The organism is Veillonella rodentium, assembly GCF_900187285.1.
GTDB lineage: Bacteria > Bacillota > Negativicutes > Veillonellales > Veillonellaceae > Veillonella > Veillonella rodentium.
In genome coordinates this window covers 1,021,198-1,042,688 of the sequence record NZ_LT906470.1, presented here as the reverse complement: position 1 = coordinate 1,042,688, position 21,491 = coordinate 1,021,198, and the positions used below count along the sequence as shown (strand labels likewise).

General features: G+C 39.0%; 24 protein-coding genes and 1 riboswitch. Of the genes, 5 read left to right on the top strand and 19 right to left on the bottom strand.

What is annotated here, in order from left to right:
* The first annotated feature begins 234 nt into the window (after positions 1–234).
* The 3 genes from CKV62_RS04745 to CKV62_RS04735 are packed head-to-tail and all read left to right on the top strand — an operon-like array spanning position 235 to position 2,892.
* Positions 235–1,173, top strand: a complete 939-nt coding sequence (locus CKV62_RS04745; protein ID WP_095065928.1) for a DUF1848 domain-containing protein — start codon at positions 235–237, stop codon at positions 1,171–1,173.
* A gap of 15 nt (positions 1,174–1,188) precedes the next feature.
* A complete protein-coding gene (locus CKV62_RS04740) occupies positions 1,189–2,085 on the top strand; it encodes an HAD family hydrolase (RefSeq protein ID WP_095065927.1) in 897 nt (298 codons plus the stop codon).
* Between the two features lie 60 nt (positions 2,086–2,145).
* Positions 2,146–2,892: a DUF4241 domain-containing protein gene (locus CKV62_RS04735; protein ID WP_095065926.1), complete on the top strand. Its 747-nt coding sequence runs from the start codon at positions 2,146–2,148 to the stop codon at positions 2,890–2,892.
* A 255-nt stretch (positions 2,893–3,147) separates the two neighbouring features.
* On the opposite strand, the gene CKV62_RS09475 is transcribed toward CKV62_RS04735, so the two are convergent.
* The 3 genes from CKV62_RS09475 to CKV62_RS04725 all read right to left on the bottom strand — a co-directional run bounded on the left by CKV62_RS09475 (position 3,148) and on the right by CKV62_RS04725 (position 5,746).
* Positions 3,148–3,297, bottom strand: a complete 150-nt coding sequence (locus CKV62_RS09475; protein WP_169835174.1) for a hypothetical protein — start codon at positions 3,295–3,297, stop codon at positions 3,148–3,150.
* A gap of 324 nt (positions 3,298–3,621) precedes the next feature.
* Positions 3,622–4,239 (bottom strand): phosphatase PAP2 family protein, encoded by a 618-nt coding sequence (locus tag CKV62_RS04730; RefSeq protein WP_095065925.1) that lies wholly within the window; start codon positions 4,237–4,239, stop codon positions 3,622–3,624.
* Positions 4,240–4,423: 184 nt separating this feature from the next.
* Positions 4,424–5,746, bottom strand: a complete 1,323-nt coding sequence (locus CKV62_RS04725) for a VanW family protein (protein WP_095065924.1) — start codon at positions 5,744–5,746, stop codon at positions 4,424–4,426.
* 110 nt (positions 5,747–5,856) lie between these two features.
* Between CKV62_RS04725 and CKV62_RS04720 the strand changes: the two genes are divergently transcribed.
* A complete protein-coding gene (locus CKV62_RS04720) occupies positions 5,857–6,867 on the top strand; it encodes a site-specific integrase (protein ID WP_095065923.1) in 1,011 nt (336 codons plus the stop codon).
* A gap of 90 nt (positions 6,868–6,957) precedes the next feature.
* On the opposite strand, the gene CKV62_RS04715 is transcribed toward CKV62_RS04720, so the two are convergent.
* Positions 6,958–7,266, bottom strand: coding sequence for a LysM peptidoglycan-binding domain-containing protein (locus tag CKV62_RS04715; protein ID WP_095065922.1), 309 nt, complete (start codon positions 7,264–7,266; stop codon positions 6,958–6,960).
* A 239-nt stretch (positions 7,267–7,505) separates the two neighbouring features.
* Here CKV62_RS04715 and lexA point away from each other — a divergent pair, with 239 nt between their 5' ends.
* On the top strand, positions 7,506–8,177 hold the full coding sequence (gene lexA / locus CKV62_RS04710; RefSeq protein WP_095065921.1) for a transcriptional repressor LexA: 672 nt from the start codon (positions 7,506–7,508) through the stop codon (positions 8,175–8,177).
* 169 nt (positions 8,178–8,346) lie between these two features.
* Here lexA and CKV62_RS04705 read toward each other — a convergent pair whose 3' ends face one another.
* From CKV62_RS04705 to xseA, 15 genes are all read right to left on the bottom strand, one after another.
* Positions 8,347–9,267, bottom strand: a complete 921-nt coding sequence (locus CKV62_RS04705; RefSeq protein ID WP_095065920.1) for a bile acid:sodium symporter family protein — start codon at positions 9,265–9,267, stop codon at positions 8,347–8,349.
* Positions 9,268–9,275: 8 nt separating this feature from the next.
* Positions 9,276–10,121: a pantoate--beta-alanine ligase gene (gene panC, locus CKV62_RS04700; RefSeq protein ID WP_095065919.1), complete on the bottom strand. Its 846-nt coding sequence runs from the start codon at positions 10,119–10,121 to the stop codon at positions 9,276–9,278.
* A gap of 79 nt (positions 10,122–10,200) precedes the next feature.
* Positions 10,201–10,602, bottom strand: a complete 402-nt coding sequence (panD, locus tag CKV62_RS04695; RefSeq protein WP_095065918.1) for an aspartate 1-decarboxylase — start codon at positions 10,600–10,602, stop codon at positions 10,201–10,203.
* Between the two features lie 285 nt (positions 10,603–10,887).
* Complete coding sequence (gene dapA, locus CKV62_RS04690; protein ID WP_095065917.1) at positions 10,888–11,778, bottom strand: 4-hydroxy-tetrahydrodipicolinate synthase; 891 nt, start codon at positions 11,776–11,778, stop codon at positions 10,888–10,890.
* A 24-nt stretch (positions 11,779–11,802) separates the two neighbouring features.
* The gene (locus CKV62_RS04685; protein ID WP_095065916.1) at positions 11,803–12,834 is read right to left on the bottom strand and encodes an aspartate-semialdehyde dehydrogenase; all 1,032 of its coding nucleotides are present in this window, start codon (positions 12,832–12,834) and stop codon (positions 11,803–11,805) included.
* Positions 12,835–12,857: 23 nt separating this feature from the next.
* Positions 12,858–13,655: a 4-hydroxy-tetrahydrodipicolinate reductase gene (dapB, locus tag CKV62_RS04680; protein ID WP_095065915.1), complete on the bottom strand. Its 798-nt coding sequence runs from the start codon at positions 13,653–13,655 to the stop codon at positions 12,858–12,860.
* Between the two features lie 79 nt (positions 13,656–13,734).
* A riboswitch (Lysine riboswitch) is annotated at positions 13,735–13,908 on the bottom strand.
* A gap of 41 nt (positions 13,909–13,949) precedes the next feature.
* Positions 13,950–15,614 carry a DNA repair protein RecN gene (recN, locus tag CKV62_RS04675; protein WP_095065914.1) on the bottom strand — a complete coding sequence of 555 codons (1,665 nt, stop codon included), beginning with the start codon at positions 15,612–15,614 and terminating at the stop codon, positions 13,950–13,952.
* Positions 15,615–15,616: 2 nt separating this feature from the next.
* Positions 15,617–16,072 carry an arginine repressor gene (gene argR, locus CKV62_RS04670; protein ID WP_038115034.1) on the bottom strand — a complete coding sequence of 152 codons (456 nt, stop codon included), beginning with the start codon at positions 16,070–16,072 and terminating at the stop codon, positions 15,617–15,619.
* 314 nt (positions 16,073–16,386) lie between these two features.
* A complete protein-coding gene (mnmM, locus tag CKV62_RS04665; protein ID WP_095065913.1) occupies positions 16,387–16,962 on the bottom strand; it encodes a tRNA 5-(aminomethyl)-2-thiouridylate-methyltransferase MnmM in 576 nt (191 codons plus the stop codon).
* Positions 16,963–16,988: 26 nt separating this feature from the next.
* Entirely contained in the window at positions 16,989–17,873 is an 885-nt protein-coding gene (locus CKV62_RS04660) for an NAD(+)/NADH kinase (protein WP_095065912.1), read from the bottom strand.
* Positions 17,874–17,883: 10 nt separating this feature from the next.
* A complete protein-coding gene (locus CKV62_RS04655) occupies positions 17,884–18,687 on the bottom strand; it encodes a TlyA family RNA methyltransferase (RefSeq protein ID WP_095065911.1) in 804 nt (267 codons plus the stop codon).
* Positions 18,684–19,166 (bottom strand): divergent PAP2 family protein, encoded by a 483-nt coding sequence (locus tag CKV62_RS04650; protein ID WP_095065910.1) that lies wholly within the window; start codon positions 19,164–19,166, stop codon positions 18,684–18,686. Before CKV62_RS04650 ends, CKV62_RS04655 begins: the two co-directional genes overlap by 4 nt.
* A 30-nt stretch (positions 19,167–19,196) precedes the next feature.
* The gene (locus tag CKV62_RS04645; protein ID WP_095066706.1) at positions 19,197–20,075 is read right to left on the bottom strand and encodes a polyprenyl synthetase family protein; all 879 of its coding nucleotides are present in this window, start codon (positions 20,073–20,075) and stop codon (positions 19,197–19,199) included.
* 10 nt (positions 20,076–20,085) lie between these two features.
* Entirely contained in the window at positions 20,086–20,292 is a 207-nt protein-coding gene (xseB, locus tag CKV62_RS04640; protein ID WP_095065909.1) for an exodeoxyribonuclease VII small subunit, read from the bottom strand.
* Positions 20,267–21,490: an exodeoxyribonuclease VII large subunit gene (gene xseA, locus CKV62_RS04635; protein ID WP_095065908.1), complete on the bottom strand. Its 1,224-nt coding sequence runs from the start codon at positions 21,488–21,490 to the stop codon at positions 20,267–20,269. The genes xseB and xseA overlap by 26 nt, the downstream gene beginning before the upstream one ends.
* Position 21,491: the final 1 nt, after the last annotated feature.

Here is a 21,491-nt window from a genome sequence, read left to right as displayed (position 1 = left end):
AGCTCTTCCTTTTTATGTATATTATATATAGTATCATAGATTGAATATGAACTATACAAGAAATATCACATAAATTTATAAAGAATCATTCATGAAAGACATCTAATCTTTATGCTATAATACTGTTATATTTCGAATCGATAGAAATCAAACGGCTTTATGGTATCGATTATTATGTAAGAATCATAAATTAATTCGTAAATTTGCTGAGAGCTTGTGATAAGAGGAGAGTACATGATTTTACAAACGGGACAGCGCACGGATATTCCCGCCTTTTACGGCCTCTGGTTTGCAAATCGTATACGTGAAGGGTATGTAGATGTACGCAATCCGTATCATCCCGAATTGATAACGCGTTACAGAATTAATCCCGATATAGTGGACGGCATAGCCTTTTGTACAAAAAATCCGGGTCCCTTCATACCTTATATGGATGTAATCGACCCTTATCGTCAATATTGGCACATGACTATAACACCGTACGGAACCGATATTGAACCCTTTGTGCCGCCTTATGAAACGGTCATTGCAGGATTTAAGAAAATCAGTATGCTTTTAAATCCTCAATCTATGGTGTGGAGGTATGATCCGATTATGTTAACTCATGCCTATACCTTTGATTATCACTGTGAAAGCTTTCATAAAATGGCAAAAATGCTTGAAGGATACACTGATACGGTTGTGGTCAGTTTTATAGATATGTTCGATAAGGTAGCTCAGAATTTTCCTGATGGGTACCGTCCGGATATAGAGACACAGATGAAGCTCATCGGTGAATTCGTATCAATTGCGAAGGCTCATCATATGGAGCTTAAGACCTGCGGGGAAGGGCCTATATTTTTCAATATAGGAGCAAATACCTCCGGATGTTTGACTCTCGATTGTTATGAACGGGCGTGGCGTGTTAAGTTGAAGGCGCCTAAACGTACACCGGCTCGGCCCGAGTGTAGTTGTTACTTGCACGGGGATATCGGTGCTTATGACAGTTGCAGTCATCTTTGTAGGTACTGTTATGCCAACACTAATCAAGAAGCGGTACGACGAAATCGACTGCGTCACGATCCTGATTCAAGTTTACTGTTGGGACATGTCTTAACAGGTGACATAATTCGAATGAGTAATGAAACGAGTTGGATTATCGATGAACCATATACACAAGATTCTTTATTCTAGTAGAGTAGGTGCTGTATGATTACACGAGAGAGAACTGAAGAACAACAAGAAAATAATTCTAAACCTGTATTGGCCATATGTTATGACTTTGATAAGACATTGACGCCTGACGATATGCAGGCTCAGGGATATATTCAATCCCTGGATATTGATGTGGATGCGTTTTGGAAGGAATCGAACGGACTAGACAAGCAGCACGATATGGATAATAATTTAGCCTATATGTATATGATGGCCACTAAATCATATGGTAAACAATTTCTTACAAAGGAGTTGTTAGCAGCTTATGGCGCTAAGGTGAAATTATATGACGGTGTACGAACCTGGTTTGAACGAATTCGACAATACGGAGCGGAAAAGGGCGTATGTATTGAACATTACATTATTTCATCGGGACTGAAGGAAATGATTGAAGGTACGGAAATGGCAAAAGAGGGGGCTTTCACCAAAATATATGCCAGTGCGTTCCTGTTCGATGATAAGGGCGTTGCCACATGGCCTGCACAAGCCATTAATTATACAAATAAAACACAGTTTTTATTCCGCATTCAAAAAGGTGTGCTCGATATCAACGATCCTCGTGTTAATGACTATCTCAAGCCTGAGGAACAGCGCGTACCGTTTCGCAATATGATTTATATCGGTGACAGCGATACGGATATTCCTTGTATGAGCCTTGTTAATGCTAACGGCGGTCATTCCATCGGTGTGTATGATCCGGAAGTGCAGAATAAAGATAAAGTCTATAAAATGATGCGCCATCATCGTATACGGTATTATGCGCCGGCCGACTATAGTGAAAGCTCACATCTTGACACGATAGTTAGGCAGATTATCGATAAAACTGCCGCTTATGAAGCTCTTGAACGCCAATATGTAAAAGATAAACAAGAGGCTGAAAAGAGTTACTAAATTATATAATGTAACATATACATAATAGAAAGATTATTTACCTGTTTAGAAAGGATACACATGAATATCAAAGAGATTCCTCAAAATTGGATAGATACCTTTAATCGATTAGGCTCGGAGGGCGTATGGAAACCTACCGTTGATTATCAAGATTTATTTAATCGGGATGAACTGATGGGAAAACCTTTATTTACATTACCTATGGGGACGGTAAATTTTCCAACAGGTCAACTTACATGTTGTGATCCGCTTATTATGTTGCCTCATATGCCCGATACATATGTTCGGACCGTAGAACCCGGAACCTATTTATTAGAGACTAAGGTAGCTGAATTTGAGCAGAATACATTTCGTTATGTAGCTACTCGTGTCATTTTTACCGCTAATGAACCGGTTTACTATGAATTGGCTTTAAAAGGGTCTGAGAATCTTGACGAACTGAATAAGGACAGCTATGTAGGATTTCCCGTTGAAGCGGGCTTAGCAACAATTGTTGATGAAGCGACAATACAAGCTTATGATATGTTCTATAAGGATTGGCATCAACAGAATCCTGAAAAAAATATATATGATGATTACTATAGTACTCTTTTTCAGCTGAATGCGTTGGCTTATCCAAGATACCAACGATCAAAAGGGGATTGGATTAATTTCACGATTCCTAATACGGAATTATCGATTCCCATGATTCAATCGGGATTTGGAGATGGTTTATATCCTGTATATTGGGCATTTGATAAAGATGGTAAGATATGCCAAATTATCATGGATTTCATTGATTGTACAGAAGCATATAAAACAAATTAGATTTCTTTTAGGCAGTATTTCATTAAGAGTCATTATTGATAGATCAATATAAATTGAATAAGCCGTCATGTATTCTCATTTGTTATCAAATAAAACAGTAAATAAGCATTAAATAAAAAAGCACCTGGATTGATCATATCGATATTAATATGATTAATCCAGGTGCTTTATTTTAATTAAATTTTCATAGTATAAATATATCTGAATATTATAAGACTAGGTTAGATTATATTATAGGTTAGATTATATTATAGGTTAGATTCCAAAGACCCAACGGACAACAACGCGTAAACAGCTGAGCAGTAAAACCGTTTCCGCCATAAAATGCAGGGAAGCCTCCATACCTTGACCGAGACGTTTAAGACTACCTAGTTTAGCTTTTGTTACAACTTCGCACCAGCACATATAAAAACCTCCGTAAGAGTTGATATGAGTAATTTAGATAATTTATATGACTATTTTACAATTGAATCCAATTAAATTCAATAACAATTTATGCCAATTGTTATTGATGAATTATATGAAACAAATAATTCATTGATAGATAAGGAATCTTTTAGGTGTAATATAAATACCGTGAACTTTATAAATAAAAACTGGCTTATTAAAATATTGGTTAGTTTTCTTTTGTTTTTAATTACTTCCGATAACGATATATTATCGGAAGTAATTTATATTAAAGAAATTGGGCTCTAATGGCCCAATCACTTATATTATGCGTTTTATAACTTATTTACGTTTAAATGTATAGGGTTCGTATTCTACATCTTTGTGACGGTTAGTCCACCAGTCCCAACCGATTCGTGCAAGCTTCCAAGCTATACAGCCTATAATGATGCCTAGTACTAAGCTAGTTAATACATCTGTCGGATAATGTGCAAACAGATATACTCTTGAAAATCCTACGATTAACGATACAATCAATGCTATAATTCCTAAATATCGCTTCTGAGGCGCGATTTGACCCAACCCTAGGTAAATGGTCATGGCTGATGCAAATGAACCAAAGGTATGTCCTGACGGGAATGAATACGTGTTAGCTAATGGCAATGCTGAAATCGACGGTACCGTAACTTCCGGAAAATCTACAAATGGTCTTAATCTTGCTACATGCGGTTTTAAACCTTGGTCACCGATAATAAGTACAAATCCTAATGCAATGATGATTGCAATGCCTAATACGCGATATTTTTTCTGAATCATCAATAATAAAGCGATTATAATCCATAAAATACCGCTACCGGTTATTTTTGACAAGAATGCCATGATAGGCGTTAAAAAACTATATACAAGGTGGTCATGTACATAGAAAATCAAGTTGTGATCAAATTGTAATATTGCGTCCATAGTATCCTCTCATATCATAACCAAATGAGAAAGAGTGAGAATGATATATATTCAAATTATTTCTCGTTATTCGGTTCTTTTACAACTAATTTATATTACTATCTCATTTACGAGTACAAACAATAGCCTAAACTATTTATAACGTATGGTCAATAGTTCAGGCTATAATTAATGAAATCTTTAATTAATGTTTTTTTACGGATTGAGCCGATCTTGTCGTAATAATCGTATCTACCGGATCATATACGGACTCGTACACATCGGTTTGACTGACACCGTTGCCATAGGTAATTTGTCGATATGTATTCATCGATAGACCGATATGGCCTTCCTGCGTCTGATTTTCTTTGATTGATGGATCCACCTTGTTAATCGTTTTATTAGGAATTTCCTTTCGATCACCTACATATATGGATACATCTTTGGGCTTGTCCTGAGGTGTACCGATGATATATATCGTCAATGTTCCTCGGCCTATCACACTTATGATATATACGGATTGCTGATATGGATTTTTAAACTGAAAGTCCAAATAGCACCATGCGACGGTGGCATCACGACCGGCCGGAATATATCCGACAGGCTCAAAATGCGGCGTACGCTCAACTATTGTCATACCGGATAATAAAGCGGTATTAAATATTGTGGAACTCACCTGGCAAATGCCGCCACCGACTCCGGGTACGAGTTTACCGTTAATCATAACCGGTGCATCATCATACCCGGCTTCTGGTGTACGCTCCCCTACAATTTTATTGAAGGAGAATACTTCACCTGGTTTTAATAAGGTGCCGTTGATTTTATCGGAGGCCAACTGAATATTATGCGTACGACTCGTATTATTGGCATCATAATTCGTCGTATAGGACGCTAAAACCGCAGTTAAAGGCTTAATGTCCTGATCCGTTACTTTTATTGTATTTTTCGTAGTATAAACCATATCTATATGCGTTATGGTATTTCCTGCAGCTATATTGTCTTTAATTTGCTGTAATGTAGCATCAATATCGATCCGTTTGCCTTCTTTCCCGGGATGCATGACAACCTGACCGCCTTCTACTGATAGATATGCGTCATGACCGGGTGTATCAATAGTCTTTGCTAACTCCGATAAATAGGTTCTGCTCTTCACCTCATCCAGCTTGTATTGTATTTCAAAGTGCTGTCCGTAATATAACGCATGGAAACGATGATTAATGAGTGTCCATAAATCATCTTCGTAGCCATATGTTGAAATCGCTTTCACCAATGTCTCCGTATCGACATTAATGCCGAGATCATTATATGATGCCTGTTTGCTGGTCTGTCCAATATCGATAGTTACCGTATGAGATGTAGCATTAAATAATTCAGTAATACGATTTTTCAGCTCATCCTTTGGCGTATTGGATAAATTCATATCGTTATAATACACGCCGTATGATACATGTTCTGTCGGTATATACGTGCAACCACTGGTATTAATAGTCAGTATGATGGCACATAATAAAAGATATTTCCTGTTCATAAATCCTATATGACTCTCCCTGATTAGTATTTGTATTCCTTATATTATAGCATATGAAAAGTTATTCTATGATACAATTAGAGTATACATGTAAGGTAAAAGGTGAACTAATGTCAGGATCCAAGGAACAACAGAAACATTTTTATTTACGTCATAATGATGCCCTTATGAACAGTACTAAACTTTCTATGAAAGCAAAGCAAAGTATTTTGTTATCCAAGGCGGAAAATACGGTAGACGCCTATGAATCGGATTGGAAAGATTTTGTAGACTGGTGCACGTATCAAAAGGTATCTTATTTCCCTGCTACACCGGAAACAATCGTAAACTATATCAATGATTTAGCGGATTATGCAAAGGCAAATACTATATCACGTAGAATCAGTGCCATTTCAGAAAATTATAATGCTTCAGGCATTGGAGAAAATCCCTGTATGGCCCCCATTGTAAAGCAGGCACTTCGCGGTATTCGTCGATTAAAAGGTACATTCCAACAGGGGAAAACCCCGGTATTACTGGAAGATATTGAAGATATTTTAGATTGTATGGATAAGCTCGATATGCCTGAGCTGCAGTTATTGCGGGATAAAGCTATCTTACTGATCGGTTTTATGGGGGCTTTTAGACGCAGTGAAATAGCGGCTTTAACAATAGAAAATTTACAGTTTTCCCCTCAAGGATTGGAGATTTTTATAGAGTCCTCAAAGGCGGATCAGGAAGGTCAAGGCGCGGTGGTAGCAATTCCATCTATTCCCGGGTCACCTCTCGATGCAGTACGCGCCTTACAGCAATGGCTTCGAGCAGCTGGGATTACAGAAGGGCCGGTTTTTAGAGGTTTTACAAAGAACATGAATATTCGTAAAAATGCTATTTCCGATAAAATGATTGCGGAGATTGTAAAAAAATATGTATCTCTTATTGGTCTTGATCCGGCCATGTATGGTGCTCATAGCTTGCGTCACGGATTTGCTACTACGGCTGCAGCTTATGGCGTAGAAGAACGTAATATCATGCGCCAAACACGCCATCACAGCGTTAATATGGTACGTAGATATATTAACGAGGCCAATAAGTTTGTAGATAATCCGATTGCCACAATTTTTGAGAAACGATTTAAATAATGATTTCAACCAAAATATAATAATATAACAAAAAGCAGCCGGTTTTGTAACTGGCTGCTTTTTGTGTGGAACATATAATTCCATATATATTTAGTTTTGAGCCACATAGTCCAAAGCTCTAACTGGACTACCTTTAAGATTAGTCGGTACCTTTAATACCGTACCGGGAACGAGTGTACCGGAATCGTCAATTTTATTTAATTCCTTCATGGCATATACTACTTCCCGTACATCCATATCCGTATGAGCTGTACGCGCCGCAATATCCCACATGGTATCCCCCGCTTGTACTTTTACCTCACGTACAGCATGCGGATTAATCTGCACTGCAGGATTTGTCATATGATATCCAAATAATACTGTTAAGCACATCCCTACCATTATCATAATCTGTTTCATCTCATACCTCACATTTATATCGAACATAAATTTAGGAACATTTGTTTGTTTACATGTTAATAATAGCATGCGAACGAATGTTCGGTCAAGTCTTTTCAGAACAAATGTTTGCAAAAAATTATAATTTTATCTATAATAGACCTATAAGATGATATTAATGATGTAATTTCTATTTTTATAACATGATAAGATGACCTATTTTACTGTATCGAAGATATTAAGACATTGGAGGTAGCCCCGTGAGACGCCCTGCAACAGATATAAATACAAAACAGCGACGTATACTAGATTTTATTAAGGATTCTTTACATAATGAATACCGTTGCCCTACAGTTCGTGAAATTTGTACACATGTAGGCCTCAGCTCCACTTCTACGGTACAGTCTCATCTCAATGCGTTAGAGAAATTCGGTTATATTAAGCGTGATCCGAATAAAAATCGGGCAATTACCGTATTAGAGGATATAAAACCAAATATTTCCGTCAGCGGTAACAAAACTTCCAGCTCCGATAATTTTGAATTTCTCGGTGCCGGACTCAAGCAGGTGCCTCTTATCGGGACTGTACAAGCCGGCATGCCTATTACGGCTGTCGAAAATTTAGAGACTACATTGACTTTACCTGTACAATTAACTGGTGATTCCGATTGCTTTATGCTCCGCGTTCAAGGGGAATCAATGATGAATATCGGCATGTATGAAGGCGATATGCTTATTGTACGCCATCAGAATACAGCGAATAATGGCGATGTTGTCGTTGCCCGCATCGATGATGAAGCGACGGTTAAACGTTTTTATAAAGAAAACGGACATATTCGCTTACAGCCGGAAAATGATGATTTTGACCCTATCATCGTTGATGATTGCCATATTGAAGGTTTAGTTATCGGTCTAGTACGAGATCGTATTTAATGTTAAAAATATGCCTGATGAATATCTTTAAACGATAATATTTTTAAATGATATCTAAAAAATACCTTTAAACAATATTTTTACAATATAATACTCTATATACTATATAAATAAAAAATGTTGGAATGTCTCGAGTAAGAGTTATCATTCCAACATTTTTGTTTTTACCCTATCTACGCAGACTGGCAAAGACTGATCCTGATACATTATGCCATACGCTGAATAGGGCGCCGGCTAAAGTCGCTAACGGATTCATTGCAAAATTGGTGGCTGCTAATGTAACGGCCAGCCCACTGTTCTGCATCCCCACTTCTATGGCGAGTGCCGTAGCTTTGTCGTGTTCCAGTTGAAAAATTTTACCTACACTCAGCCCCAAAATAAGTCCCATTATATTATGGATTCCTACCACGGTTAAAGTCAGTAACCCGGAAATCAGTATTTTATCCCTATTAATAGCGATGATCGCAGCTATTAACAGAACGATAGCAAATATGGATAGTATAGGGCTGATGGATCTGATTTCCCGTATATGTGATTTACTTATCCATTGTACGACGCCTCCCAGTATGATAGGCAGTAAGACAACTTTTACCGTCGTAATCATCATGGGTAATAACTCTATATGGACCCATGCTCCACCAAGATATAGAATGAGTAATGGCGTTACAAGCGGTGCCAATATGGTTGAGGCTATGGTCATTCCCACAGATAAAGCTACATCACCACGGGCAAGATAGGTTATGACATTACTGGCGGTTCCACCCGGGCAGCATCCGACCAGAATAATTCCTATCGAAATATCCGCAGGTAGAACAAATATATGACATAACAGTAAAGCGCTCAAAGGCATAATCGTATATTGCGCAATAACCCCTATACAAATATATTTGGGATGCTTAATGATGCCCTCTATATCTTTCAGACTGATGGTAAGGCCCATGCCAAACATAGCTATTCCCAGTAAATATGGCGTGTAGGATATGGCCCATATAAAATAATCAGGTATCATATATGCGATACATGAAAAGCCTAAGATCAATAAGATTATATATTTTGATACGAAACGATTAATGGATACCATGATATTCATATAACACCTCATTGATGTAATTCATAGGAAAAGTTATCAATAAGGCGTGTATGACCAATGTATACCGCTAAGGCGATTAATACAGGTCGATCTATTGTATCAACAGGCTGCATTGTGACGGCATCAACAATCGAGACATAATCAATGTCGGCTAAAGGTTCTGTATTGATTACATCTGTCATAGCATGGATAATGGAACTAGTTGAACTGCCGGGGGCTATGGTAGTTTGACCTACCTGTATGGATTTATATAATATGGTAGCCGCTTTTCGTTCTGCTGGAGATAAGTATGTATTGCGCGATGATTTGGCTAATCCGTCCTCCTCTCTTACGATAGGAACACCTATAATTGTAACCGGAAAATTTAAGTCTTCTACCATTTTACGGATAATAGCCAGCTGTTGCGCGTCCTTTTGTCCAAAGTAAGCGTTATTGGGCTGCACTATATTAAATAGTTTACTCACAACAGTGCAAACGCCTTTAAAGTGAATCGGTCGCGTAACACCGCATAGGGTTTTAGATAGATCGATAATATCCACAAATGCCTTTGGATTGTGATACATCTCGGTTGCATCCGGTGCAAAAATAGCATCTATACCTATAGAGTCACATAAGCTTGTATCACCCTCAAGATTACGCGGATACGCATCTAAATCTTCATTTTCTCCGAACTGAGCAGGATTTACAAAGATTGATACAATGACCTTATCGTTTTCCGCACGGGCTCGACGCATCAGTGCGGCATGTCCTTCATGCAGATACCCCATCGTCGGTACAAAACCGATTGTATAGCCTTCTTTTCTCCACTTATTTACAAGTGATCGTACATCATGTACTGTGTTTATAACGTTCATGAAAGTATCCTCCGTCAATTTATAGAATCGAAGATAGTCCTATACAGTCTACTGTATTTTCAATCAATTACAGCTATAATCAATTACCGTTATTTTGATCAACTAATAAACCATGTTTTTCATAGTTTCTTATATGACTTATCTTATTTTTTTCATCTACAAATACAACGAGAGGTTTATGACTCTCAATGTCATGCTCATCGATTTGTGCATAACACATAATAATGATTTTATCATTTACCTGCACATTTCGTGCGGCCGCTCCGTTAAGACAGATTACCCCGCTACCGGGTTTGCCTGCTATGGTATACGTGGTAAATCGTGCACCATTATTAATATCTACGATTTGAACTTGCTCATATTCTCGTATTCCGGATGCATTCAATAGATTTATATCAATAGTAATGCTCCCTACATAATCAAGTTCGGCTTGTGTTACCGTAGCTCTGTGAATTTTGCCTTTCAGCATTGTTAGTATCATGTTAAACTCCTTGTGTAATAAATGTATCCGCCATCAGGTCGGTTCTGATTTTCACAATCATTCTGTTTATCATGAAATTAACAGTAGACTAGAGTATAGTTAAAAATACTATCTCCACGTCAGATTATATCATAATTTAAAATTAATTCGAGAATTTGTAATTATATAAATTTGAAAGTCCATTAGGTCCTTTATAGGATCATAAATATATACACAAAAATAGCCGTCACTACATCTGTAATGACGGCTATAAATTGTTCTCTATTTAAATGGGCGAAGAAATATTTACTGCTCGTTATACTCAGCTAGCGCCTTATCTATATAAGCTGCTTCTTCTTCTGATGGTTCACACATAGGCAAATTAAATGCACCTGCAGGCAAACCAAGTTTACGAACTGCATATTTTACAGGAATCGGATTTGTTGTAATAAACATGGCTTTTGTAATTTCAGCCAAAGTCTGATGAATACGTATCGCTTCGTGATTATGCCCTGCTTCAAAAGCCTGAATCATAGCATTGATATCCGTGCCGGCTACATGGGCAACAACGGATACGACACCACATCCGCCAACGGATAAAATCGGTAATGCCAAACCATCATCTCCGCTATAGAGCATAAAGGACGGATCCGGTAATAATCGTTTAATTTCAGAAGCGATCATTAAATTACCGCTTGCTTCTTTAATTGCACAAATATGCGGATATTCTTTATGTAAACGGGCTAAAGTATTTGGAAAAATACCGGTACCTACTCGCCCCGGTACATTATACACCATAATAGGCAATGTAGTCGCCTCGGCGATAGCTTTAAAATGTAAATATTGTCCCTGCTGATTTGGCTTATTATAGTATGGAACAACTACGAGTAAACCATCAATTCCAGGAATCATTGACACTTCTTTTACAAAGTCTACAGATCCTGCCGTGTCATTTGATCCCACATTAGCGATAATTGATCCCTTGTGACCGCATTCTTTGGCAATTGCCGAGAAGAGTCTCAATTTATCCTCTCTGGATATTGTTGGATTTTCACCTGTTGTACCGCATACGACTAAACCATCCGAGCCATGATCTAATAAATAATTTGCAATTGAAATGCAATTTTGAATATTTACAGATCCATCCTCATTGAATGACGTAACCATAGCTGTTAATACACGTCCGAAGGTTTTCATATCTGTCCTCCCCCTGATCGATAATTAGAATGCTTGTTTTTCCACCAAGTATTCGGCAATTTGTAAAGCGTTTAATGCAGCGCCTTTACGTATTTGGTCCCCTACAATCCAAAAGTTCATTGCCTTATCGTTATATAAGTCTTTACGGATACGACCGATTTCACAGTCGTTTTTATTAGATGTATATAGTGGCATAGGATAAATTTGTTCCGCCGGATTATCCTTTACCTGTAGTCCAGGGAATTTTTCACATGCCGCCTTGAAAGCTGAAACAGATACAGGTTCTGCAGTTTCCACTAATACGGATTCAGAGTGCGAACGGTATACAGGTACACGTACCGTAGTCGGAACCACTTGAATCGAATCGTCATGAAGAATTTTTTGAGTTTCATAAACCATCTTCATTTCTTCTTTAGTGTAATCATTATCGAGGAAAACATCTATTTGTGGTAATAAATTGAAAGCTACGGGATAATGTTTCGGTGCCGATCCTGTTGGTAACAAATTAGCCGTCATTTCCTCGCCTGCCGTATATTGTTTAACTTGATTTTCAAGCTCTTCAATACCTTCCTTGCCGGCCCCGGAAACGGCTTGGTATGTACTTACAATGATACGTTTAATTGGAGAAATATCATGTAGCGGTTTCAATCCTAAGCTCATGATAATAGTGGAACAGTTCGGGTTAGCGATGATGCCTTTATGTTTCAAAATATCCTCCGGATTAACTTCCGGCACCACGAGCGGTACTTCAGGATCCATTCGGAATGCACTTGAGTTATCGATGACGATGGCACCTCGTTTAGCCGCCTCCGGTGCTAATGTTTTAGAAATTGAACCACCTGCAAACAGTGCAATATCGATATTTTCAAAGGACTCAGGCTTTGCCTCCTCAACTACATATGTTTTACCGTTTACCGTTAATTCAGTACCGGCGGAACGTGCGGAAGCTAATAATTTAAGGTTTTCATAAGGAAAGTTTCGCTCTTCGATCAGTGTAATAAATTCGGCCCCTACAGCACCGGTTGCACCAAGAATTGCAAGATTTGGTTTTTTCATGAACATGTCTCCTTGATTATATATTATAAATAATGCTCCAATCCGTATGTTAAGCCCGGCACAGAAGCTATCTTTTTACAAGCCAGTACAACACCCGGCATAAAGGATAAACGGCTTAAGCTGTCATGGCGTACGGTCAATGTTTCATCGTACCCGCCGAATAAGACTTGTTGATGTGCCACATAACCGGGTAGGCGCACACTGTGTATCGTTACATCATCCACCTTGGCACCGCGTGCACCGGGTAAACTTTCACGTGTCAAATCCTCATCAGCTGTAACCTGTGCCGCCAGTTTAGCATCATTAATTAATTTCGCTGTCAGAATTGCAGTACCTGACGGTGCGTCATATTTGTGATTGTGATGCAATTCAATGATTTCCACATTCGGAAAATAAGGTGCCAACTCAGAGGATACCTTCATCATCATAACGGCACCGAGTGAAAAGTTAGGTGCCACCAGACAGTTTGCATTATGTTTACGACCGATTACATCGAGCTCATCCCGCTGTACCGCCGTTAAACCTGTTGTACCGATTACAACGTGAATACCGGCAGCGAGCATTTTTTTTGCGTTTTCGTAGATAACTGCAGGACTCGTGAAATCGACGATTACATCAGGTTTTGTATCACCTAAGATCTCATCCACAGAAGAATTCATGGTAATACCTAAAGGTTCAATACCCGCTACTGTGCCTATATCCTGACCTGATTTTGTAGGATCGATACCGCCTACCAAAGCTAATTCGGAATCATTATGTACCGCTTTGACCACTTCACGGCCCATTTTGCCGCCGGCACCGTTTACCGTTACTCGAATCATATATCCCCCTCCCAAAAAGGCCAGTGGAAGTATCCACTGGCCTCATAGTTTATACAAATAATATAACTAATACTAAAAGATCAATGATAGCACTCCACCAATAATGTATTGATGACAGTCATCCACTTATTAAATAGACAACCAGAACGATGTTTTGGCAATCATCGAACTTCGGCAAGCATCCCTTTTATCATGATTCAATGCATGCCGGCTCCTCATGATTACTCTTTATACTCGCTCCTCTACCAATTTATTTAGTTAATATAATTAGTATAAGAAATTATACGCTTTTAGTCAATGAAAATGGTCAATTAGTTCCTGTGCCGCCGCTAATGCCGTCTCGGACATACTGCGACCTGACATCATTGATGCTATCTGTATAACCCGTTCTTTACTGTTTAAAACCGCTAATGTTGATACAGTTCGATCATCCTGTTCTATCTTGGATAAATGATAGTGCTGTTTCGCAATACTTGCCGTCTGCGGTAAGTGTGTAATACAAAACACCTGATTCGTTTTTGATAAACCCAAGATTTTTTCAGCTACCTTTAGAGCAATATCGCCGCTGATGCCCACATCAATTTCATCGAATACCATCGTTTTGTATGTATCGGTACGAAATACCGATTTGAAAGCCAATGCTATACGCGCCAGTTCACCGCCGGAAGCTACCTTATGAAGCGGTAATAACTGCTCCCCTTTATTCGCTGTAAACAGTAATTCGATGGATGCTGCGCCCAAAGCCGTCAATTCATCGGATTGAACGATTTGAAATTCTATATTTCCTTTAGGCATGCCGAGGTCGACCAATTCTTTCTGCAATGCAGCAGTGATGATCTTTGCATTTTTTGAACGGATTTTTTCCAATTCAATAAGGGCTGCTTTTGCCTTACTTTCAGTTTGATGTAAACGCTCCTCCAATTTATCCTGAGCGAATACCAAATGTTCTAATTCCTCAAGTCGAGCCTGCGCCTTGTCCTCATAAGCTAGGATATCCTCAACGGTTTCACCGTATTTTTTCTTCAATCCATAGATTGTAGTATCGCGATCCTGGCAGAATTTGTAACGTTCCTCATCATAGCTGATATTATCTCTATAGCGATCTAGCGATTGAGCCGCTTCTTCCAATTGAAAGTAAGCCGAATTTACCATTTCGGATACATCTTTTAAAGATTCATCGTATTTAAGGAGATCATTGACCTCTATCTTGATTGAATTCACCGTATCGAGTAGTGGTTGCCGACCGTTATAAAATGCATCATAACAGGAACCGAGGACCTTATCGATATGTTCAAAGCTATCGAGGCGTTTAAGTTCTTCAGAAATAGCTGTATCTTCGCCTACCGTAAGACCTGCATCCTCAATCTCGTCGATTTGATATCGTAACATATCAAGTTCGCGAGCTCGTTCCGCCATATTTTCCTGTAAATGATCCACCTCTCGCTTTGCTTCCTTATAAGCCTTATAAGCCTCTACATATTTTTTATAAGCCCTCCGGCCTTCCGTATTATATGTATCCAAGTATTCGTGATGCGTATCGGCCTGCAATAGGCGTTGATTACTATATTGACCATGAATATCCGCCAAACACTGTCCGATTTCCTTAAGTGCTTTAAGCGGTATGGGCTGATCATTTGCAAGAATCGTAGACTTACCGTTCTTGTTAAATGATCGAGATAGTATCAAATCATCGTCTTCGACAATAATATTTTTCGCTTCCAATAATTCTTGTATACTTTTGTGATTGGCGATGTCGAATATTCCATCTATAACAAAACTATCTTTACCGTGACGAATAAACTCGCTACTTGCGCGCTCTCCTAAAAGGATACTGAAGGCATCCATAAGAATGGACTTCCCTGCCCCAGTTTCGCCGGTAAAGATAGTAATACCATCGTTAAATGAAATATTCATTTGCTCAATCAACGCAAAGTTATGAATGCTCATTTGCGTCAACATATTTAGTCCTTCATTAAATCTTGAATTCTAGCTAAAATTGCAGGAACTTCCGCTTCCGTTTTGGCAATTAACAAAATTGTATCATCCCCGGCTAAGGTACCGATGATTTCATTCCATTTTGCATGATCGATAGAAAATGCAACAGATTGAGCTGAACCCGGAATTGTATGTAGCACGACTTGGTTTAAACTGTGATCTACTTTGATTAGAGAATCTTGGAATAATCGATTGATGCGGCTGCGAGAAAGAACTACGTTTTCCTCCGGAGATAATGCATATCGATAATGCCCATCACCTGTAGGGATTTTGATTAACATCAGTTCCTTAATGTCTCTGGAAACGGTAGCCTGTGTTACCTCAATCCCCTCTTCTAATAAGGCCGCTGCCAATTCTTCCTGGGTCTCAATCGCCTTAGACTGTACGATTTCTTTAATTTTGTTATAGCGATAACGTTTCATGTTGAACTCCCTTTTTTAAACCTGCACATAAAAGAGAATAGTATCTTTCTATTTATTATTATACCATATATTCATAATTAATATATGGTATATATCGCATATAGTATACGTCTTATGCATATTATACTAATATTTAAAATATTGTTAACATTCAATATACTGATTAGCTATAAATGCATAGCCTATAGTATTCATCTATTTATACGAAATTAATAATTTAAGAATTACTATATACCAATGTATAAATAAAAGACCCGTTCTCGGGTCTTTTATTAGTTATATATGCATTAAAGTTATTAATAATAACAAATACACTATCGCTTCTGTAAAATAAATAATTCAGGGGGCTGGTTTACCTGATTCATCGGCTGCCAATGACATACATTATACAGCTTCTGATTCAATTTTTTTAAATACGATTGCAAGTATTCTTTTTCTGCTAACCCCTCTTCCGTTCCAGGATAAGCAACAACCGTAATAACTCCGGAGTTATCTAATTTTTCCAGACCTTCTTGAATGGCATTAATGGTATGATGCGGTTCAGTTATAATTTGATGATTACTTCCTGGTAAATATCCTAAATTAAAAATCATCAGATCAATATCGTTATCCTTAATATCTTCTGATAACGCTTTGTCGTGAGATCTATGAATAAATGTGAGACTCACGTCCTGGGCAATTCCGTTAGACCGCAGCAATTCTTTACTGGCATTAATGGCCTGCATTTGAATATCAATACCGTACAAGTGACATCCTTTTTGTGCACGCTCAGCCAGATATAATAAATCATGACCGTTTCCGCAAGTCGCATCGACTACGACTTTGGCATTCGTCATAACGCGATCCCATATGAGATGTTGAAATTGAACGGCATTATTAATATTTATCATAAAAACATCTCCCTTGAGAATGTATATTATAAAAGCTCATCCCTGCGTGATGCCAGTTTCTTAAATAAGGTGCCAAAAAAACATTGATCTTTAAAGCGAACGAACAGACAATATACGGGATTTGAACTGATATGCAGTACTTCCTGATTTGTAAAAGTATAATCAAAGGTACCATCAATACAGATATGAAGTTGCGGCTCCCGTTCCGGCATCGTGATTTGAATGGTATCATCTTCTTCAAGGACCATGGATATGCCCTGAATCAAATGAGGTGCCACAGGTGTGACGATAATCGATCGGTTATCCGGCTTCATAATCGGACCTCCTGCCGAAAGGTTATAGCCGGTGGACCCCGTAGCTGATGCGATAATCAATCCGTCAGCAGGATACATTTGCGTATGTTGATTATTAACGGACATATTGATGCGAGCCATCTTAGCCGGTTCCGCACGGGTGATAACGATTTCATTAATAATAGGGACTAATTCTTCTTCATCGCCATTATTGCGATCTATATATGCATATAAGTGGCCCCGTTTTTCAATATTATAATCACCTTGAGCTATACGTTTTATATGACTTTGTAGCTGATGAACCTCAATCTGATTTAAGAAGCCCAATTCGCCTAGGTTAATACCGCATACGGGTACTTTATAAGGATAAATTTGACGCGCCAAATGGATGATTGTGCCATCTCCACCAAAGCTGAATGCGATATCAATCTGTTTGAATATATCAGGACGCGGTAAGATATTTGTTTTTGGAATTTGTAACACTCGAGCAGGTGCATCGGATTCCAAGTCATCCGGCAAAAAAACTTCAATCTGTTCTTCTTTACAAATATGAGCCGCCATTTTTAAGACTGCCATAATATTGCTTTTTCCCATGTTTGGAAAAAATCCGATACGCATAGTATATCTCCTATAATGAATGAGCTTCACTTACGACACAATTTATCAATTCGTCATCTATCGGCAAAGCTCCTTCTTTACTTTTCTTAAAATATCCTAAGAACTCAATATTACCTTCCATTCCCTTGATGGGAGAATACGTTAAGCCGTAGAGATAAAGACCGCAATCAAAAGCGACATGTAATATTCTTCGTAATACATCCTTATGAACAGCTTCATCTCGAACGATGCCGCCCTTACCTACATTTTCCTTACCGGCTTCAAACTGAGGCTTAATCAAGGCAACAAGAGAGCCTTCCGCCTTTAATAACGTGGTTGCCACCGGCAATACTTTATCAAGAGAAATAAAAGCTACATCGATGGATATAAAATCAACTTGTTCGCCTAATTGCTCCGTTGTGACGGTGCGAATATTCTGCTTTTCCATATTGATAACGCGAGGATCCTGGCGTAATTTCCAAGCTAATTGATTATATCCCACATCGATTGCGAAAACCTTCGTAGCACCGTTTTGTAATGCACAATCCGTAAATCCGCCCGTGCTGGCCCCGATATCAACCATGACCGCATTCTGCAGATTGATGGGATACATTTTGATAGCCTTCTCCAATTTAAGCCCCCCGCGGCTTACATACGGCAAAGTGTTTCCTTTAACGTGAATATCGGCATCTACAGGAATCTTTGTCCCCGCCTTATCGATACGTGTAGTATCCATAAAGATAAGGCCTGCCATGATAGCGGCCTTCGCTTTTTCTCTGCTTTCAAAAAGTCCCCGGTTGACAAGAAGCACATCTAATCGTTCTTTAGTACTCATATGACACCATTATACACATAATAAAATTGAATATACGCTACGAGAATACCGAGAATCAATCCGCCGAATACTTCAACCGGCGTATGTCCCAGTAATTCCTTTAGGGCTTCCTTTCTGGTTATAACGACCGGTATATTACGTTTCGAAAAGTAGTCCACAATCTGATTCAGGATCTGTGCTTGACGCCCCGCCTCTAATCGTACACCGGATGCATCATACATGACGACAATAGAGAACACCAGAGAAAGGACAAATAAATCCGATACGCCTCCATGTTTTAAAAATATTGCCGTCGTGGTAGCAATGACAAAGGATGTATGAGAACTTGGAAATCCTCCCGATCCTACCAGCCGTTCGAATCGCAATCGACGAAAACGCACTAACTGCCATATAAATTTGATGGCCTGTGCGGAAAACCAGCCCCAAAATGCGGCCTGAGCTATATAATTATGTGCTGTTTGTAGCAATATATCAATCATTCCATGTACCTATATCAGGTATAAACCTCTCTAATTTGTTCGTTCTAACAGATAATCAATTAACGATTCAAGGATGTCGGTATCATAAGCGACGCTCTTCAATGCATCATGTGCCTGTTTGCCGACCATATGGGCCTGTCGTATCGCCCCTTCGAGACCCAGTAATGATACATAGGTCGACTTGTGTTGTCGAATATCGCTTCCTGGCGTTTTACCGAGTTCCTCTATCGTACCTGTTACATCTAGGATATCATCGGTTATTTGGAATAGCAATCCTAAACAATTGGCATACTCCATAAAAGCCTGATATGTATCTGCATCCGCATCTCCTAAAATGAGCCCCAGTTCAACAGCGGCATTAAACAGTGCTCCTGTCTTGCCTCGATGTAAGACCTTCAGTTCCTCCAGCGGGATATGCCGATTTTCGCTCAACAAGTCAAAGGCCTGCCCCCCTACCATACCCTCGGGACCTGCCGTTTTAGCGACACAGCCAATAGCTTTGATTCTCTGCTCTGCGCTGGCAGCTTTATTGGAAACCATTAACTGAAATGCATAGGTTAAGAGGCCGTCTCCGGCAAGAATTGCCATTCCTTCACCGTAAACTTTGTGATTTGTCAAATTACCGCGACGATAGTCATCATTATCCATGGCAGGTAGATCATCATGAATTAAGGAATACGTGTGAATGCATTCCATAGCGCAGAGAAACTCTTTATAATCCGCAGGGTTCTTATCAAACATTTCAAGAACAGCCTTGGTCAGTATAGGGCGAATACGTTTACCGCCTTGCATAAGACTATATTCCATGGATTCATAGAGCGGTGCATATTCTGCGTTAGGACTCTTCAATATTTCTTCGAGCCATTGTTCAATATTGTTTTTACTCGATTCCAAGTATGTTTTGAACATATGAATCTCCTTATTCACTGATGCGAACCTCTTCGATAATCTGTTGGACCTCAGTTTCTACGGAATCTAACATGACCGCACATTCTTTTACCAAGGTGAGCCCTTTTTTATACTGCGTCAATAATTCAGAGATTGTCATGTCTCCTTCATCTAATTTTTTAACGATTTCTTCTAATGCTTTATATTTTTTCTCATAACTTTTCAGTGATGCGCTCATCTATATGCACCTCCTTAATCGTGGCAGATACATTACCGTCTGACAATATAATACGGATATTATCTTTAGGCTGTACCTGTGATACGGATGTAACCGATTGTCCTTTATGTTCAACTTTAGCATAGCCTTTCAGCATCATGTGCAATGGATTAAGTGATTCCATTTGCTGAGCCAGTAATGCTAAATTATGACGTTCTGTACGACAGGCTTCAACTGCCGATGTATTCATCGATTGTGAAAGCTGTTGCAACAGTGTCTTCTGTTTATGTAAAAATTGAAGGGCCGGAATCCCCAGCTTACGATTAAACAGTACGGTTAAATCCGTTCTTTTTTGTTGTAACGTATATTGTATGAACTGATGTAGGAATTCTTCTTTCTCCAGTAACTGTTCCTGTAATGTCGTAAGCGGTAAAACCGATAATTCCGCCGCATGGCTTGGCGTGGCCCCGCGGACATCTGCTGCGTAATCGCATAATGTATAATCCGTCTCATGTCCCACGGCTGAAATGATAGGCGTATGGGCTTTATAAATCGCCTCCACCACAGCACGGTCATTGAAGCACCATAGATCCTCCATAGATCCGCCGCCACGCCCGACAATAATTACGTTTACATCTGGATCCGCATCAGCAGCGGCAATACCTTTGGCAATAACGGGTCCTGCTGCCGGTCCTTGAACCGGCACGGAATACAATTTAAATTGTACCAGCGGATTACGCTTTTTACTCACGTACAATATATCATGCAGTACCGCGCCCGATTGAGATGTGACGATGCCGATACACTTTGCCATATACGGCAGAGGCTGTTTATGACTGTCATCAAAATATCCTAATGCTGTTAATTCCTTTTTTAATGCATCAAATTCAAGCTGTAACGGACTCTTTTCCCCTATCTGCATATCCGATGCGATCAGATTTAAACGCCCCATTTTATTATAAAAGTTTACGGATGCTTTCACAGTTACCAACAAGCCGTTTTGAATAGATGAGGCAAGCCCTTTTTGCATGACTGTACTGGACCACATGGTTACATCGATAGCGGACTCCTCATCCTTTAATGAGAAATACATATGACCGCTGCTATGCCGCTTTGCATTGATAATAGTGCCGCTTACATAGACGTTTTTCAGCAGATATTCGCGATCCAAGGTCCGTTTTATTAAGTTGTTTAATTGCGTAATAGTTAACACATTCACG